Annotated in this window: 14 protein-coding genes; 6 read left to right on the top strand and 8 right to left on the bottom strand. The window is 61.6% G+C overall.

Annotated features, from left to right (window positions below; all coding sequences use genetic code 11):
• Positions 1 to 74 precede the first annotated feature (74 nt).
• From FXB40_RS08160 to FXB40_RS08145, 4 genes are read left to right on the top strand one after another with little or no spacing between them, the layout of a single operon-like run.
• The gene (locus FXB40_RS08160) at positions 75 to 908 is read left to right on the top strand and encodes an ABC transporter ATP-binding protein (RefSeq protein ID WP_148771687.1); all 834 of its coding nucleotides are present in this window, start codon (positions 75 to 77) and stop codon (positions 906 to 908) included.
• Entirely contained in the window at positions 898 to 1,821 is a 924-nt protein-coding gene (locus tag FXB40_RS08155) for an ABC transporter permease (protein ID WP_148771686.1), read from the top strand. The genes FXB40_RS08160 and FXB40_RS08155 overlap by 11 nt, the downstream gene beginning before the upstream one ends.
• A complete protein-coding gene (locus tag FXB40_RS08150; protein WP_148771685.1) occupies positions 1,821 to 2,942 on the top strand; it encodes an ABC transporter permease in 1,122 nt (373 codons plus the stop codon). Before FXB40_RS08155 ends, FXB40_RS08150 begins: the two co-directional genes overlap by 1 nt.
• Before the next feature lie 34 nt (positions 2,943 to 2,976).
• The gene (locus tag FXB40_RS08145; RefSeq protein WP_148771684.1) at positions 2,977 to 3,966 is read left to right on the top strand and encodes an ABC transporter substrate-binding protein; all 990 of its coding nucleotides are present in this window, start codon (positions 2,977 to 2,979) and stop codon (positions 3,964 to 3,966) included.
• 612 nt (positions 3,967 to 4,578) lie between these two features.
• Here the strand turns inward: FXB40_RS08145 and FXB40_RS08140 are convergent.
• The 8 genes from FXB40_RS08140 to FXB40_RS08100 all read right to left on the bottom strand — a co-directional run bounded on the left by FXB40_RS08140 (position 4,579) and on the right by FXB40_RS08100 (position 13,655).
• Positions 4,579 to 5,301, bottom strand: coding sequence for a haloacid dehalogenase type II (locus FXB40_RS08140; RefSeq protein WP_148771683.1), 723 nt, complete (start codon positions 5,299 to 5,301; stop codon positions 4,579 to 4,581).
• A gap of 922 nt (positions 5,302 to 6,223) precedes the next feature.
• Complete coding sequence (locus tag FXB40_RS08130; RefSeq protein WP_148771682.1) at positions 6,224 to 7,225, bottom strand: NADP-dependent oxidoreductase; 1,002 nt, start codon at positions 7,223 to 7,225, stop codon at positions 6,224 to 6,226.
• Positions 7,226 to 7,279: 54 nt separating this feature from the next.
• Complete coding sequence (locus FXB40_RS08125; RefSeq protein WP_148771681.1) at positions 7,280 to 8,164, bottom strand: VOC family protein; 885 nt, start codon at positions 8,162 to 8,164, stop codon at positions 7,280 to 7,282.
• A 40-nt stretch (positions 8,165 to 8,204) separates the two neighbouring features.
• Positions 8,205 to 10,430 carry a xanthine dehydrogenase family protein molybdopterin-binding subunit gene (locus FXB40_RS08120; protein WP_148771680.1) on the bottom strand — a complete coding sequence of 742 codons (2,226 nt, stop codon included), beginning with the start codon at positions 10,428 to 10,430 and terminating at the stop codon, positions 8,205 to 8,207.
• On the bottom strand, positions 10,427 to 10,891 hold the full coding sequence (locus FXB40_RS08115) for a (2Fe-2S)-binding protein (protein WP_148771679.1): 465 nt from the start codon (positions 10,889 to 10,891) through the stop codon (positions 10,427 to 10,429). The genes FXB40_RS08120 and FXB40_RS08115 overlap by 4 nt, the downstream gene beginning before the upstream one ends.
• A 41-nt stretch (positions 10,892 to 10,932) precedes the next feature.
• Positions 10,933 to 11,847: a VOC family protein gene (locus FXB40_RS08110; protein ID WP_148771678.1), complete on the bottom strand. Its 915-nt coding sequence runs from the start codon at positions 11,845 to 11,847 to the stop codon at positions 10,933 to 10,935.
• Between the two features lie 141 nt (positions 11,848 to 11,988).
• Complete coding sequence (locus FXB40_RS08105) at positions 11,989 to 12,852, bottom strand: fumarylacetoacetate hydrolase family protein (protein ID WP_148771677.1); 864 nt, start codon at positions 12,850 to 12,852, stop codon at positions 11,989 to 11,991.
• Between the two features lie 110 nt (positions 12,853 to 12,962).
• Positions 12,963 to 13,655, bottom strand: coding sequence for a GntR family transcriptional regulator (locus FXB40_RS08100; RefSeq protein ID WP_148771676.1), 693 nt, complete (start codon positions 13,653 to 13,655; stop codon positions 12,963 to 12,965).
• Positions 13,656 to 13,780: 125 nt separating this feature from the next.
• Between FXB40_RS08100 and FXB40_RS08095 the strand changes: the two genes are divergently transcribed.
• Entirely contained in the window at positions 13,781 to 14,764 is a 984-nt protein-coding gene (locus FXB40_RS08095; protein ID WP_187436725.1) for an amidohydrolase family protein, read from the top strand.
• A gap of 12 nt (positions 14,765 to 14,776) precedes the next feature.
• The gene (locus tag FXB40_RS08090; protein ID WP_246207455.1) at positions 14,777 to 16,402 is read left to right on the top strand and encodes an FAD-dependent oxidoreductase; all 1,626 of its coding nucleotides are present in this window, start codon (positions 14,777 to 14,779) and stop codon (positions 16,400 to 16,402) included.
• Positions 16,403 to 16,427: the final 25 nt, after the last annotated feature.

Genomic DNA, 16,427 nt, shown 5'->3' with positions numbered 1-16,427 from the left:
TATTATGCTTCCCACCTGCGCAAACATTGGGCGCGCCACGACAATCCTCATTTGCGACAATATTTCGCATCGCCATGCCAAAGCCAAGTCTTTCCATACCCGACGAACCGATCGCGGACCACGCCCCAAGGCGGCTCGTCGTCGATGCACAAAGTATCTCGCTGACGTTCGACACGGCCGACGGTCGGGTCGAGGCGCTCTCCGACGTCAATCTGCAAGTCGCCGAGGGCGAGTTCGTCTCCTTCATCGGTCCGTCCGGCTGCGGCAAGACCACGATGCTGCGGGTGATCGCCGATTTGCAGCAGCCCTCCTCCGGCACGCTCATGGTGAACGGCATGAGCGCGGAAGGGGCGCGTCTTGCCCGAAGCTACGGCTATGTGTTCCAGGCGCCGGCGCTGTTCCCCTGGCGGACCATCGAGAAGAACCTGAAGCTGCCGCTGGAGATCATGGGCTATTCCGAGATCGAGCAGCAGCAGCGAGTCGAGCGCTATCTGTCGATGGTCAACCTCACCGGCTTCGAGCGCAAGTTTCCCTGGCAGCTCTCCGGGGGTATGCAGCAGCGTGTCTCGATCGCGCGCGCATTGTCCTTCGATCCGGCGCTGCTGCTGATGGACGAGCCGTTCGGCGCGCTCGACGAAATCGTGCGCGATCACCTCAACGAGCAACTCCTCCAGCTCTGGAAGTCGACCGGCAAAACCGTGCTGTTCGTGACCCATTCGATTCCGGAAGCGGTGTTCCTGTCGACCAGGATCGTGGTGATGTCGCCGCGCCCGGGCCGCATCATCGATGTCATCGACTGCGATTTCCCGGCAGAGCGGTCCTTGGAAATCCGCGAGACGCCGGAATTCCTTAAGGTGGCGCAGCGCGTCCGCAACGGCCTGCGCGCGGGGCACTCCTATGACGAGTAGCTCGCTCGCTTTGCTCTTGCGTCCCGCGCGCACGCTTAGGGATCATCCCCTGGTCGCACGTTACGCGCCGGTCCTCACCATGGTGCTGGCGCTGGTCGCGATCTGGTACGTCGCGGCCGTCGCCATGAACTGGTCGCTGGTCCGGGACGGCTTCGAGCGCGAAGAGACGCCGTATGCCATGAGCGACGTGCTCGCTGGCACGATGGATGCCGAGCGGCCACTGCTGCCGGCACCGCACCAGATCGCCTCGGCGTTCCTCGATTCCGTGTTCGGCTATCCGCCGCTGGCGCCGCGCAGCCTCGTCTACCATTCGCTGGTGACATTGTCGGCGACCTTGCTCGGCTTCCTGCTCGGCGCGTTGTTCGGGATCGTGCTGGCTCTGCTGATCGTACACAGCCGAGTGCTGGAGCGGAGCTTACTACCCTGGATCATCTGCTCGCAGATGGTGCCGGTGCTGGCCTTGGCGCCGATCTTCATCGTGGTGCTGGGGGCACTGGGACTGCACGGATTGCTGCCGAAATCGATCATCTCGGCCTATCTGTGCTTCTTTCCCGTCGCCATCGGCATGGTGAAGGGCTTTATCTCGCCCGATCCCCTGCAGCTCGAACTGATGCGAACATGGTCGGCGACGCCGCGCCAGGTGCTGTGGAAGCTGCGCTGGCCGGCGTCGGTGCCTTATCTGTTCGCGAGCCTCAAGGTCGCCGTCACCATTTCGCTGATCGGCGCCATCGTCGCCGAATTGCCCACCGGCGCCGAAGCCGGCATCGGCGCGCGGCTGCTCTCAGGCTCCTACTACGGGCAGACAGTGCAGCTCTGGTCGGCGCTGGTCGCCGCCGCCGTTCTCTCGTCCGCCTTGATCGCGCTGATCGGACTGATCGAGCGCGAAACTGGCCGGCGCATGGGGGCTCATTGATGGATCCGCGCAAGCTGAGGCTGGGATTCATCGCCGCAACCGCCGCGCTGGCGCTCGCTTTCTTGCTTCCGCTCGCGCCGCAATCGCCGCCTTTATCGGCTCATCCTATCGTCTGGCCCATTGTCGGTGCAGCCGGCATCTTGTTCCTGCTGGCCGCCAGGCTGTCGGACCAACGAGCGACACTTCCCGGTCTTGCCGGCGCGACGCTTGCCGCCGCCGCCTCGCTGGTCCTGCTGGACGATGCGGCCGTGGCGGGGGCGGCACGCGCCGGCTTCTGGATGATCGTGATGGCCTGCTGGCTGTCGGCAGCACTCGGCGTGGTCAATCTCGCCGGGACACATCAGGTCCGGGGCAAGCTACAACGCGCGCTCGATCTGCTGGTCCCGCTCCTGTTCGGTCTCACCGTGTTCTATCTCTGGGAGGTCGCGGTGCGCGGTTTCGGTGTGCCGCCGGTGCTGCTGCCGTCGCCGAGCGCGGCGGCGACGAGATTCATCCATTCGCTGCCGACCCTTGGCGCCGACTTCGTCCAGACCTTCGTGCGTGGCGTGCTGGCAGGCTATTTCATCGGCTGCGGCGCCGGGCTTCTGGTTGCGATCCTGGCGCACCGCTACGCTTTCCTCGGCCGCGGGCTGCTGCCGCTCGGCAACTTCTTTTCGGCGCTTCCGCTTGTCGGTGTCGCTCCCATCATGGTGATGTGGTTCGGCTTCGACTGGCCCTCGAAAGCCGCCGTGGTCGTGCTCGTGACCTTCTTTCCGATGCTGGTGAACGCCATCGCCGGGCTGAATGCGGCCGGCCATATCGAACGCGACCTGATGCGCTCTTACGGCGCCACCCATTCCCAGGCGCTCACCAAGCTTTATCTGCCCGCCGCGCTTCCGTTCATCTTCAACGCGCTCAAGATCAACGCCACGCTCGCCCTGATTGGCGCGATCGTTGCAGAGTTTTTCGGAACTCCGACGCAGGGTATCGGATTTCGCATCTCCACCGAGGCGGGCCGCATGGCCATCGACATGGTCTGGGCGGAGATTGCATTGGCCGCCCTGGCCGGAATGGCTTTCTACGGCTTTGTCACGCTCGCCGAACGCGCGACAACGTTTTGGCATCCGTCCTACCGGACCTAGGTCGGCAAGGTCCACTTTGAATTTGGAGTCTTGCATGAAGCACGCATTGGCACTGGCCGCAGGTCTTTCGCTCGGCCTGACGCTTTCGAACGCACAAGCAGCCGAAACCGTCACCATCCAGCTCAAATGGGTCGCCCAGGCGCAATTCGCCGGCTACTTCGTCGCCAGGGACAAGGGCTTCTACAAGGAGGCCGGCCTCGACGTCACCATCAAGCCGGGTGGCCCTGACGTGGCGCCCCCGCAGGTGATCGCCGGCGGCGGCGCCGACGTGACCGTCGACTGGATGCCGTCCGCGCTCGCCTCGCGCGAGAAGGGTGTCCCGCTCGTCAACATCTCGCAGACCTTCAAGAAGAGCGGCCTGGAGCTGACCTGCCGCGCCGACACCGGCATCAAGAAGCCTGCCGACCTCAAGGGCAAGACGCTCGGCGTCTGGTACGGCGGCAACGAATATCCGTTCCTTTCCTGGATGTCGAAGCTCGGCTTCAAGACCGACAGCTCGCCGGGCGGCGTCAAGGTAATCAAGCAGGGCTTCAACGTCGACCCTATCCTCCAGAAGCAGGCCGACTGCGTCTCCACGATGACCTACAACGAATATTGGCAGGTGATCGACGGCGGCTACAAACCGAGCCAGCTCGTGGTCTTCAAATACGAAGACGAAGGCGTCGCCACGCTGGAGGACGGCCTCTACGTGCTCGAAAAGAATCTGAAGGACCCGGCCTTCGTCGCCAAGATGGCGAAGTTCGTGAAGGCCTCGATGAAGGGCTGGGAATACGCCAAGGCGCATCCCGATGAGGCCGTGAAGATCATCCTCGCCGCGGACTCGACCGGCGCCAAGACCGAGAAGGACCAGAAGCGGATGATGGGCGAAATCGGCAAGCTGCTCGGCGACGCCGACGGCAAGCTCGACGTCAAGGACTTCGACCGCACGGTCGCAACCCTGATGTCGGGCGGTTCCGATCCCGTCATCACCAAGAAGCCCGAAGGCGCCTACAGCTTTGCGATCTATGAGGCGATGAAGAAGTGACCCAGGGGAGGACGGGGCGCGCCCGTCCTCCTTTCACCACCGCCGCTCGATCAAGCCAACTCTGACGGACCATTCCATGAACTGGACGACCAAGAACCTTTCGACGACCTGCCAGTGACAGCTCTTGCGGGCCGTCGCGTCCGCGGCGAATTCAAGACCTCCCGCGACTTGTTCGCAGAGACACCGCCAAAGCGGATTACGCCTGGATGACGTTGGCGCGGATCATGTCGTTCGCAAAAGGATCGCGGTATCATCGCGACCAATCCGTGCGAACGAGGCGGGCGCCTCTACGTAGCAGACCGCAGGAACAAGATATTGAGGGCCCTCAACGCTTCTCTCGGGGCAGCAATCCACCTCCGATTCGACGGCCGACGCTAGTCTTCAATGGATTTATCTCCGTCTCCCGGCGCACACGCGGCCCTCTAACACAACTGAGAAACATGAACTCTCGCTCCAATCCATGATCGGCAAGTTTAAGCTACTTTCGGCCAAGAAGATCGAGACCGAACAAGGGTAGTCCGCTTTGGCCATAGGTTGCCTTCGCCGGCGGATGCGCTCCTGTAAGTCGCGAGGTCCCTGGCCGCCAGGCGGCCCGAGGCCAGGGTGGGCACATCACTTCACCAACTGTTCCTGATGAGCCTTTACGAGATCATGCATGCTGTTGAACCTGAAGTCTACGTGAGGCATCTGCCCCGGATTCATAGTTGCTCCGAATCCCTGCTGGGCGTGACGACGATAGATCCAGCACGACTTCAAGCCGTGCTCGTTCGCCGGCTTGTGGTCGTGGAACATGCTCTCGGCCGTGTGTAGGATCTTCTCCTTCTTCACGCCGATCTCTCCCAGCTTTTCGATCATGTAGTCGAAGTTTCGGGACGACGGTTTATAGGATCCAATGTCCTCCGCGGTATAGATCGCGTCGAATTCCTCCTGAAGCCTGCGGTTGCTCGCTCGAAACGTCTCGTTGTCCACGTTCGAAAGGATGACGAGCTTGAAATACTTCTTGAGGTACTGGAGCGCTCCCGGTGAATCCTCGAACGCTGGCCAATTTCCGACGGACCGGCCGTATTCGACACAATCTTCGTGTGTGACGTGCACGCCCCACTCCTCGGCGAGGCGCTTGTAGACGATAGGTAGCAGATCCCGATATGGCCTCGCCGGGGTATACTTCTGTTGGCTCGATTCATGACGAGCGTGCGCTTCCGGAATCTCGTCGCGCGTGAGCGAACGCTTTGCGCGATCCGTGAGGCCCTTCAGAGCTTCGACCATCCCGGTCTCCCAATCGATCAGAGTGCCGTAGCAGTCGAAGGTCAGTGCGTCGAAATCGGTGAGCAACATGTCCATGTCTCCTGTTTGATGGTCTCAAGTATAGGCAAGATGAGTGGCATGATCGTCGCGTCGACCGCGGTGCCGAGCGCACTTCGAAAGCATTCGCGCGCCGCGCGAATTTGCCCCCGATTGAAAAGAATGGTTCGCCACCCCGCCTCACCGAGGAGGACGTCTATAGAGCGTTCTCGGATTCAGCGAAGAAGTTTGGGCTACTTTTTGCTGTGACCTACACCTCTTGAGCTTGGCGATTGCCGAGCGGCTAGTAGAAGAGCCCTGTCCTACGCGAGGTCCGGTTGGCCCACCGCTCACAACGGTCTGGTTGCAGGTTCGAGTCCTGCCGGGCCCACCAAGAATATCAGTATCCTACTTGGTCTTCGTTGCTCTCGGCGCGACGACCGCACCAGGAACCGCACCAGATACGTGGGCTTTTCGTTCGGCGCGAGTTCGCGCACAGCAGTCCGCTCGATGGCGCCAGGCGGGACTTGGGTGATGTTGAATGCAATCGTCGCTCACTCATCGGTTGGATGGTGGTCTGACGGAGCCCCTGATCAGGAAGCGTATACTCTTAGAAACTCAACGCCCATTCGCCCATTCCGCCAAACGTACGGGTAAACCTGCATTGCGTCTGTGGTCGAGCCTCGTTATTTCGGCAGCTGCCGTGTCGGGGATTGGAGTCACGAGACCGCTAGCGCTTTTCCCCACACGCCGCAAATCTGCGATATTTCCACCGATCGTCTGCCTAAGCTCAGAAGCTTGTCGAACGGTAGGTTCAAATCGGGGGACCTGCAACCATCTCAACTTGCTATTTCAGGTGATCGTCTAGGCATGGCCAGCACTGCTTGCCATCCTTCCGCTACCGATAGCTCCAGTTCTTCGATGTGGACGCTGAAGACGCCTAGGTAGAGATCGTCCCGAATTTCGCTTTCCTCGCCTACAGTCTGATAATAAGTTTTCCTCGATTCTCGCCGGCATAAAGCATTGCGATTGACGCGGGCGCGGCCTCAATGCCCTCCAGGACGTCCTCCCGATATTTGAGACGTCCTTCTCGGATCCAGCCGGCGAGCGCAGCTACTCCCTCCTCGTACCTTGGTGCGAAGTCGGTCGTCAGAAAGCCTTGCATGATCGCGCGCTTGACGAGTAAATGCCGCTCCGGGCGCGGCCCCTCATTCCATGGATCCCAGCTCGCGTAGGACGCCGTACCGCAGATCGCTATTCGTGCCCCCAGATTGATGCGGCGAAGAACAGCATCGTGGACCGCGCCCGACGTGTTGTCGAAGAATGCATCAATCCCATCCGGACAGCGCTCTACCACCGCCTCGTCAAGGCCCTTCGTTGCCTTGTAGTCGATTGCGTGATCGTAGCCGAAATCCTCGACACACTGTCGAACCTTCTCGGGTCCGCCAGCGAACCCGATCGTGCGACATCCCTTGATCTTTGCGATCTGCCCGACGGCGGAGCCGACACCTCCGGCCGCGGTCGAAACCGCAACAGTTTCTCCCGACTTCGGCCGGCAGACATCCAACAGGCCGAAATACGCAGTGAGCCCATTGAGCCCCAGAATCCCTAAAGAGAGCGACAGCGGCAAATCCGCTTCCTGGACCTTGCGCATCACCTGGGGTTGCTTGACCGCGGAGTAATCCTGCCAACCGAATATGCCCATGACCTTGTCGCCGACAGCATAGGCAGGATTGCGCGATTCAACGACCTCGCCGGCAGCAAATGCCCGCATGGTGTCGCCCACCTCTATTCTTGGCCAATACGTGCTCTTGTCAGCGATCCATCCGCGCATGGCGGGATCAGCAGAGAGATAGGAGTTGTGAATCAGAAATTCTCCATCAGACAAAGTCGGCGACTCGACTTCGCGGAGATCAAAATCTGCCGCCTGAGGAATGCCGTTCGGGCGGGAGCGTAGCCAAATCTGGCGGTTCTTCATTGCTGCCTTCCTTCCTTACGCGCTGTAAGCGACTGGACCTGCGAGCCCAGGGGATCACCCCTGAGCCAGATTGAAGCTGAACTCGGCTCCCCAGGCGTTCAGTTCAGTGAGCTGCCAGGTCCTGGGGCGCATCGGGAGGTGTTCATGCCAAGGCCTTGGTTCGTGGAAGCCGAGTTCCGGAATGAATTGATCCATCTCCGTGTAAAGCTCGACGATCACCTTGTCGGGATCATAGTGATAGCCGGCGATGTTGTGGCCCGAGGGGCCCCAGAGTTGCTTGACCCCGGCGGCACGAAGACTGTCCGCCGCCACTGCATGGTATGCGGTGTCCTTGAGCTCGAAGGCGATGTGATGAAGCCGAGACTCCGGGGCGCTGACCACGTTGACTACGTGGTGTTCTCGGTTGCAGGTGAGAAAGGTCGCGATCCCCTGGATATCGTCCGTGTAGCGAAAGCCCAGAAATTCCTCGTAGAATTTGACAAGCTTCTCACCTTCCGGTGAAACGACGGCGAGATGTCCCAGCCGAACCGGCGCCACGGCGGTCTTCTTGAATCCCGGCGCCGGGGCTTCCATTGTGCCGTAGAACTGGAAGATGCTGTTGCCGGGGCCCTCGACCTCGACAAGCTCGGCGATTCCCGGCTGAGAGTCCGTCTTGATTTCTGCGACCAGACCAAATGCCCTCACCTGCTTGGCGAACTCCGCTACAGCAATACCTGGATTCAGCTGAAAACCGACGTGACGCAACGCCTTCTCTCCGGCTGGACTGAGTACGATGTTGTGCTGGTCATAGCCGAGCGACAGGAAGACCGATCCGTCGTCGCCCGTCGCCGTCTGGGTCAATCCGATGGCTTTGAGATAGTGCTGCTTCGTTCGTTCAATGTCCGCCGTTGCCAGTGCGACGTATCCAAGCCGAAACACCTTCGGGTCGAATGTCTTCATATGTTTCCTCCGGCATTTTTTGGTTCTTGAATCCAGCCGATCAGGACAGCGTGGCCTTGACGCGCTCCGGCGTCATGGGCAGCTCTCGCAATCGCCGGCCGGTTGCGTGGGCGAATGCGTTGGCAAGGGCAGCCGAGGTTGGCGGCAGTGAGCCTTCCCCCGCGCCGAGCGGCGGATCGCTCCGTTGCACCAAAACGATGTCAATGTTGGGGACCTCAGAGAAGGTGAGGACGGAATATCCCGACCAGTCCCGGCTCGTGATCTGACGCCGGTCGAATGTGACCTGCTCCTTCAGCGCGAGACTGACCGCCTGAACGATGCCGCCTTCAAGCTGGTTCTTCGCGCCGTCGGGATTGACGACGAGACCGATATCGGCCGCCATCACCACGCGGAGGACCTTGATGACACCCGTCTTGCGGTCGACCTCAACGTCAACCACCACGGCAGCGTACATCCCGATGCTCTTGTAGCGGCAAAAGGCCAGGCCACGGCCGCGCTGACCATCGCCTTTCCTTCCCGGAGCCCATCCCGCCTTGTCGGCGGCAACCCGCAGCACCGCCTGGGCGCGGGGATCCCTGAGATGGGCAAGGCGGAACGCCAGGGGATCGCTGCCGGCGGCTTCGGCGAGCTCGTCCATGAAGGACTCGATCGCGAAGATGTTGCCGTGCGAGCCCAGCGTCCGGAACGAGCCGTTGCGCACCGGCGCATCGAGCAGCAGATGATTGCGGATCTCCTTCCGCGGCAGCTCATACGAAGGCACCGCATTGCGGTCGCCGTCGCCGAACGGCTGCGGGATATGCGGCGCAGGAGATTTGACGAAGGGCGTTTTCAGGTCCCAGGCCGCGAGAAGATTGACCCCGCCCGCCTGCCCCGGCCGCATCGCATGGCTGTTGCTCCAGACGTCGTAGGACCAGTCGACGATCCTGCCATCGGATCCGAGCGCCGCCTCGACCTTCATCGCCATTCCCGGACCGAAGGGCGCCCAGGCGAACTCGTCGTCCCGCATCCACTGCAGCTTGACCGGCGCGCCCGGAACGGCGCGCGCGACAAGCGCTGCGTCCAGAGCGACGTCATCAGCGCCATTGTGCCCGTAGCATCCGGCGCCGGGCACATGGACGACGTCGACCTCGCCATTCTGCATGCCCAGCACCTTGGCCAGATCGCCCCTCAGGGGAAACGCACCCTGGGTGTGCGACCACACCGTCATGCGCCCGTCCTTCAGCCAGGCGACTGCGCAGGAGGGGCCGATCGCGGCATGGGAGAGATAGGCACGGGAGTATTCGGCGCTCATTCGCCTCGCTTGGGCCGGCACCGGCTCCGACTGACCGGCCGTGCCCACGACGATGGTTTCCGCGCGCAGCTTCTGCAGCTCGGTGCGTAAACTCGCCATGTCAGGAAGCTCGACCGCGTCGTCGCTCCAATGCGCGCTCGCGGCAAGCGCATCGCGCGCGGCGATCGCCTGCTCCTCTCGCCCCGCAGCAACGGCAAGGAAATTGCCGTCGCTGATAACCGCGACCACGCCGGGACGCGCGCGCACGGCCGCCTCGTCGCATGCAAGAAGTCTTGCGCCGTAGCGCGGCGGCCGAACCACCCGCGCAAAGACCATCCCGGGAAGCCTGATGTCCTGCACATAGGACGGCGCTCCCGTCAGCTTGCCGGGCAGATCGATCCGATTGACCGACTTGCCGACGATGGCATAGTCGCCCGGCTTCTTCGGCGCCGCCGCGAGTGCGATATCGCCCTTCAACAGGCCGGCCCCCTCATTCGCCAGCTCCCAAAAGGTCGCGCGCCGACCATCAGCCGCAACGACCGTGCCATTGCTGACCTTAAGCTCTTCCGCGCGAACGCCAAACCGGCGCGCTGCCGCAGCGACAAGGATGCCACGCGCCTCCGCGCCGGCCGCGCGAATGGCGCCGCCGCCCTGCTCGACCGATTGGCTGCCGAACGTGTACTGCTCGTCCGGTCCCCGCGACGTGTCGGCCGAGACCATACGGATCTTGTCGAAGCCGACATCGAGCTCTTCGGCCGCGATCTGCGCCAGCGCGGTCAAAATCCCCTGACCGAGCTCGGCCTTGCCGGTGAAGACCATCACCGTCCCATCCGCCTCCAGGCGGATCCATCCTTCCAGCTTGCGATTGTTGCGCAGGCTGAACGGCACATTTGCCGGCGCCTGGCCAAACGCGAGCGGGGACGGCAGCGCAAAGGTCGCAAGCACCACGCCCAGCGACTGCGTGACATGCCTACGGGACAGCCTCGCGACGCTCATCGCACCGGCTCCATAGCGGCCTTGCGAATGGCGCTGACGATCCGGTTGTGGGTGCCGCAGCGGCAAAGCTGGTCGGCGAGCGCGTCCTTGATCTCCTCGTCGCTGGGTTTTGGATTCCGGTCGAGCAAGGCTTTTGCGGCCATGATCATGCCGTTCGAACAATAGCCGCACTGCGCCGCCTGCGCGTCGATGAACGCCTTTTGCAGCGGATGCGGCCTTTGCAGCGTCCCCAATCCTTCGAGTGTAACGATCGGGGCGTCCTTGATGTCGGCCAACGCGACCGAGCAGGTCCTCGTTAGCTTTCCGCCCACCAAAGCAGCACAGGCGCCGCACTGCCCGAGACCACAGCCGAACTTCGGACCGTTCAATCCGAGATCGTTCCGCAGCACATACAACAGCGGCGTCTCCGGCGCCGCCGCAACCTCATGGGACTCGCCGTTCACCGTGATCCGGTATGTCATCCTTCACCCGCGCAGCTCAGCGCAACATCCGACTGCCCCACTTACGCCGGTGTCCCGATCTTTGTCTCTTCGATGTCACCGAGCTGTCCCATGCGTGGATCACGCACCGAGCCCCAGGTGTCGATCGATTCTGCCGCCATAGGGAGCGTGCGCGGCTTGCGCGGATCCACCTCCGTGAACTCCTCCATGCCGAAGCTGTATTCGAGCGTCATGCCGTCGGGTTCCAGGAAGTAGAAGAACACGCTGGTGGAGGCTGGGTGCCGGCCCGGCCCGAACACGATCGGCACATCGTGCTTCTTCATGCGGTTCTGCGCCTTTCCGATATCGTCGATCTCGGAAACCATGAAGTTCAGGTGATGAATGACCCGCTTCGGACCCTTGCCTACTCCGATGCCGTGGTGGAATGGACTGGGGAACGGCCGCATGAAGGTCATTATCTCTCCAATGCTGTCGGATTCCCGGAAGTTCAGCACGTCACGGAAGAAGGCGATCGATTCGGCTTCCTGCGGCACGGACCATACGACATGACCGAGACGCTGGATCTTGGTGTGGGTGGTCGCGAACGGCTTGCTGGGACGCGGACCGTCGGCCGCGAAGAATTCCAGGGCCGCGCGAGAATGCGGCTCCATGGTACGCGTCACCCGCCTCACCTGGCGAAGATCGCACTGCGCGGGGCCAAGCTCCTCATATGGCACATCGGCCTCGCGAAGCCGGCGATGAAGCAACTCGAACTGCGAACCGTCCTCCAACTGCCAGCCGACGCTCTTGAACCCTGCCGGTTGCTTCTGATGCAAAATGACGGAGCGGGAATCCTCGTCATCGCACCGAAACATGACGGCCCCGTCGGATCGCTTACCAACAAACTCGAGACCGACGACGTCCTCGTAGAACTTGCGCGATTTCTCGAGGTCGCTGACGTTCAACTCAACGTATCCGAGTTTCTTGTAGCGGATCATTTTCATTTCCTCCCGTACCGTACGCGTGATTAGGAATGCTTCTTCGACTCGCGAGGAGCAAACCCGCTATGAGGCACATGCTTCGCAAACCCTGCTCGCGACCATCGCCCCCCGGGAACTCCGTGGGAGGCTGAGGAGCGGCTAACGGCTTTCCTGCTCGATCGGATTCCGCAGCACGCCGATCGACTCGATTTCGATCTCGCAGACGTCGCCGGGCTTCATGAACACAGGCGGCTTGCGCGCAGCACCGACTCCACCCGGCGTCCCCATCACCAGAATATCACCGGGATCGAGCGTCATGCATTCCGAGATCAAACTGATCGTATCTGCGACACCAAAGACCATGTCCTTGGTGTTCGCATCCTGCATGGTTTGTCCGTTCAGGCGCGATTGAATCTTCAATCCGCTTGCGCCGGACGGCACCTCGTCGGCCGACACGAACTCCGGACCAAAGCCGCCCGTCCCGTCAAAATTCTTGCCCACTGTCCACTGGGATGTCTTCCACTGATAATCCCGGATGGAGCCGTCATTGAATATCGAGTATCCCGCAACATGCGACAGCGCGTCTGCACGCGAGATGTGCCGCCCCTTCTTTCCAATGAAGGCGACGAGCTCCGCCTCATAATCAAACTGATCCGAACAATTGGGTCGGATCATTGGAATGTTGTGACCGACAAACGAGGTTGCCGCACGAAGGAAGATCATCGGATAGTCCGGCGGCTTGGCGCCGCCCTCGGCCGCATGATCGATATAGTTCAAGCCAAGACAGATGATCTTGCCGCAGCTCGAGGCGGGCGGAAGCACCTTCAGATCGGCTACAGGCAAACGCGTCCTGCTGGATCTGGCGGCTGAGATCAACGCGTCCTGAGCATCAGGACCGGCTCGCAACAGATCGGCAACATCGCTGGGCAGCTCGCGATCGGCATGCGACAGGTCAACAACCTCGCTGCCTTCGCGGATGCCCAACCGGCCCGCTCCCTGGTGGTCGTACCTCACAACTCGCATAGGCTCGCTCCACCCCCTCGAAAACGCCGGCCAAAATATCGATATTTTATCGTAATCATCTTTTTTATCGAAAGTCTAGCTGGGATGGAGCGATATAGCAGTCGCGCCGATCAACGCCCCGTGAGCCCGCCCGCCTCGATCGCCCGGAGCAGCGCCGCACTCGTCTTCTCGTAATGATCGTTGAGCAGCCCGATGGCCAATGCGGTCTTGCGCGCGATCGCAGCCTCGGCAATCGCGCGATGCTCACCGTGCACATCACGCACAGTGCCTATCACTGCCAGCAAATTTCGGTAACGCTCGGCGCAATCGAACAGAAGATCATTGAAATCCATCAGCCAGCGAGAGCCGCAGCCTGCCAGCAAGGCGCCATGAAACACCCGGTGCAATTCGCTGAATTCCGGGTTCATCCGGCTGCTGTCGACCACGACCGGAACCCGCGACAACCGATGAAGTGCCAGCAAAACCTGCTCTTCCCACTCTCGACCACCGCGCCCGATCGATTCCCTCAAGGTAACTTCGTTGATCCAGCACCGGGTGCGCGTGAGCTCGAGCAGATCGTCGGCGCTAACAGGCGTGACCCTGAATCCCCTTTGGTCCGACTGGGTCACAAGCCCCTCGGTGGACAGGCGATTCATTGCCTCTCGCAGCGGGGTTCCGCCGACATTGTATCTGGTGCGAAGGACTTCAATCCGCAGCTTTTCCCCCGGCGGCAACGTCCCCTGGATGATGTCCCGACGAAGCTGCTCGTAGATTGCCCTTGTTCTGGTGACGACGGCCGAAGCGCCGTCCTCGAGGCCTGTCATAACTCTGTTTCTCCGAATCCTCGGCTATCCTAGCAGGACGACGGAACATCGACAAATACGATATTTTCTATTTTATATCGATATTTTTTAGTGTAGGACTCGCCCAATCCTGGGGAGGATTCCACGTGGCCGTCGTCGATATCCATACACACGTCGTGCCGAATTCCTTGGCCGATCTGCCCGCACGTCATCGTCTCTGGCCGACGCTGGAGATGCATGAAGGCGGCCGGGCGGCCCTCGTGATCGATGGCAAACCGTTTCGCGAAATCGATGCACGCTCGTGGGACGTGGAGCGGCGGATGCGCGACATGGCCGCGGACGGTACCGACGTTCAAGTCCTCTCGCCCATGCCTGAACTGCTGTCCCATTGGCTGCCCGCGGAGCTCGCCGATCATCTTGCAAGGATCATGAACGATCACATCGTCAAGATGATCGCTCGCGCCCCGGACAAGTTTCAAGGCATCGGGATGGTGCCGATGCAGGACGTCGAGCTTGCGACCAAACGGCTCGATGACATCCAAAAGCAGGGGCTTCGCGGCGTGGAAATCGGGACGCATATCGACGGCGTTCCACTTGGCGACCCGAAGCTAACGCCGTTTTACGCGCGCGCCGAAGAGCTTGGTCTTCTTGTCTTTGTCCACCCGCTGCATCCTGCCGGTCTCGAGCGCATCGGTGGACCCAAGGAGCTCGCGGCGGCAGCGGTGTTTCCGCTCGAAACCGCGTTGGCGGCGACCTCGTTGTTGGCGGGCGGCGTGCTCGAGAGATTTCCGCGGCTCAACATCTTGCTGAGCCATGGGGGAGGCGCCTTCCCCTGGATCGCACCCCGGATCGAGTTTGCCTGGAAGATGGCGGCGCCCTGGAGCAAGGCGATTGCCCAGGCGCCATCGGAAACGCTGAAAAGATTCTGGTACGACACCATCGTCTACGCTCCCGCCTCGCTCCGCTTCCTGGCCGATCAGGTGGGATCAGACCGCCTCGTCGTCGGCTCCGACTATCCCTTCGCTATTCGCCAGCCTGGGCCAGGAGCATTTGCAGCTTCCGCGCTCAAGGACATTTCGTTCGACGCGAATGCCGCGGTCTTGTTGGGATCGGGTCGAGCTCGACAGTAGGAGTGTGAGTTGATGGGTTCTACCATGCGAGACGCAGGCCTCTACGATGCCGATGTCCTCGTCGTGGGCGCCGGCCCGGTTGGACAGACCCTTGCCATCGATCTCGCCAAGCGCGGCGTGTCGGTCGTGCTGATCGAACGGAACCGGACGTGCCTGCAACATCCGAAGATGGAGCGCTGCAACGCGCGAACCATGGAGTTCTATCGTCGTCTTGGATTGGCCACCCGAATTCGCGCGGCGAGCCGATTCCAGGACATTCCGATGGACGTCTTCATCGCGACGCACCTGCGCGGCAAGAAGATTTTTCAGCTTCCCTATCCATCGGTCGCTGCCATGCAGGAAGCCGGCCGTCGCTGCAATGACGGCACGTTGCCGCTCGAGCCCTACCAGCTCATCTCGCAATACACGCTCGAGCCGCTGCTGAAATCGGTCGTCGAAAGCCTGCCGAAGGCGGATGTCCGCTTTGGATGCGAATTGATCAGCTTTTCGCAGGACGCCGCCGGTGTCGACGCCGATGTCAAGTCTACGGATGGAACGACGAGCAGGATCAGAACGCGATACATGGTCGGCTGCGATGGCGGCAGCAGTACCGTCCGTAAGCAATTGGGCGTCAAGCTAGAAGGGCGCGGGCGCATCGCTCAACAACGCCAGATCTTCTTCCGCAGCGAGGCTCTCTTTTCGCGCCTGCCCTTCGGACCGGGCCGCCACTATCATTTCCCGTTCGGCATGCTCGTTGTCCAGGATGATCTGAGACACTTCATGGCGAATACGGGTTCGATCGAGGGTCCTACCCCGGCAGTCCTGCTACAGGAAATGTTTCGTATCGATTTTCCTTTCGAAGTCCAGAACGTCACCCTGTGGCATCAAAACCTCTTGGTCGCCGAGCGCTATTCGGATCGACGCGTGTTTCTTGCTGGAGATGCCGTTCACCTCGTCATCCCGACCGGCGGCCTCGGGATGAATACGGGCGTCGGCGATGCAATCGACCTGTCATGGAAGCTCGCGGGAACGCTCGCCGGCTGGGGCGGACCGAACCTGCTCTCGTCCTATGAGTTGGAGCGTCGCCCGGTCGGACTTCACAATCGTGACGTTTCCGGTCGCGCTGCGGCCGGCGTCAACTCGTGGCGCGCGGCATGCCGCCCCGAGATCGACAGCGACACGCCCGAAGGCGAGGCAAACCGCAACGAGGTCGCAAGGCTGGCGGCCATTGGCCAGCGCCTCAGCCACGAGATGATCGGAACCGAGCTCGGCTACAGCTACGCCGGCTCACCCTTGATCGGATCGGACGACGAGCCGCCGCCCACACAGGTCGATGATCACTACCAACCGACGACACGGCCCGGCTCGAGATTGCCTCACGTCTGGCTCGACGACGGCCAGGCGCTGCACGATCGCATTGGCAATGAATTCACGCTGGTCAGCCTTGGTCGGGACCAGAGTGCACTGCCTGCGCTGCGTCAATCATTTGCGGAATTCGGTGCGAAGCTCGACATTGTTCAGGTCGAAAGCAAGCCAGCGCGCGAGGTCTATGGTCACGACCTCGTCCTGGTTCGACCCGATCTGCACGTCGTCTGGCGCGGCAACTCGCTTCCTGCCGACCTCCGCGCTATCGCCACCGTTGCAACGGGGCACACATGAGGCGGCCGACGCTCTCGCGCGGGAT

The organism is Bradyrhizobium rifense, from assembly GCF_008123425.1.
Taxonomy (GTDB): domain Bacteria; phylum Pseudomonadota; class Alphaproteobacteria; order Rhizobiales; family Xanthobacteraceae; genus Bradyrhizobium; species Bradyrhizobium rifense.
This window is presented reverse-complemented; position numbering and strand designations above follow the sequence as displayed.

Bases quoted from the DNA above. Each gene is read 5' to 3' on its own strand.
- FXB40_RS08160 (WP_148771687.1), top strand. From the start codon at position 75: ATGCCAAAGCCAAGTCTTTCCATACCCGACGAACCGATCGCGGACCAC.
- FXB40_RS08155 (WP_148771686.1), top strand. From the start codon at position 898: ATGACGAGTAGCTCGCTCGCTTTGCTCTTGCGTCCCGCGCGCACGCTT.
- FXB40_RS08150 (WP_148771685.1), top strand. From the start codon at position 1,821: ATGGATCCGCGCAAGCTGAGGCTGGGATTCATCGCCGCAACCGCCGCG.
- FXB40_RS08145 (WP_148771684.1), top strand. From the start codon at position 2,977: ATGAAGCACGCATTGGCACTGGCCGCAGGTCTTTCGCTCGGCCTGACG.
- FXB40_RS08140 (WP_148771683.1), bottom strand. From the start codon at position 5,301: ATGTTGCTCACCGATTTCGACGCACTGACCTTCGACTGCTACGGCACT.
- FXB40_RS08130 (WP_148771682.1), bottom strand. From the start codon at position 7,225: ATGAAGAACCGCCAGATTTGGCTACGCTCCCGCCCGAACGGCATTCCT.
- FXB40_RS08125 (WP_148771681.1), bottom strand. From the start codon at position 8,164: ATGAAGACATTCGACCCGAAGGTGTTTCGGCTTGGATACGTCGCACTG.
- FXB40_RS08120 (WP_148771680.1), bottom strand. From the start codon at position 10,430: ATGAGCGTCGCGAGGCTGTCCCGTAGGCATGTCACGCAGTCGCTGGGC.
- FXB40_RS08115 (WP_148771679.1), bottom strand. From the start codon at position 10,891: ATGACATACCGGATCACGGTGAACGGCGAGTCCCATGAGGTTGCGGCG.
- FXB40_RS08110 (WP_148771678.1), bottom strand. From the start codon at position 11,847: ATGATCCGCTACAAGAAACTCGGATACGTTGAGTTGAACGTCAGCGAC.
- FXB40_RS08105 (WP_148771677.1), bottom strand. From the start codon at position 12,852: ATGCGAGTTGTGAGGTACGACCACCAGGGAGCGGGCCGGTTGGGCATC.
- FXB40_RS08100 (WP_148771676.1), bottom strand. From the start codon at position 13,655: ATGACAGGCCTCGAGGACGGCGCTTCGGCCGTCGTCACCAGAACAAGG.
- FXB40_RS08090 (WP_246207455.1), top strand. From the start codon at position 14,777: ATGGGTTCTACCATGCGAGACGCAGGCCTCTACGATGCCGATGTCCTC.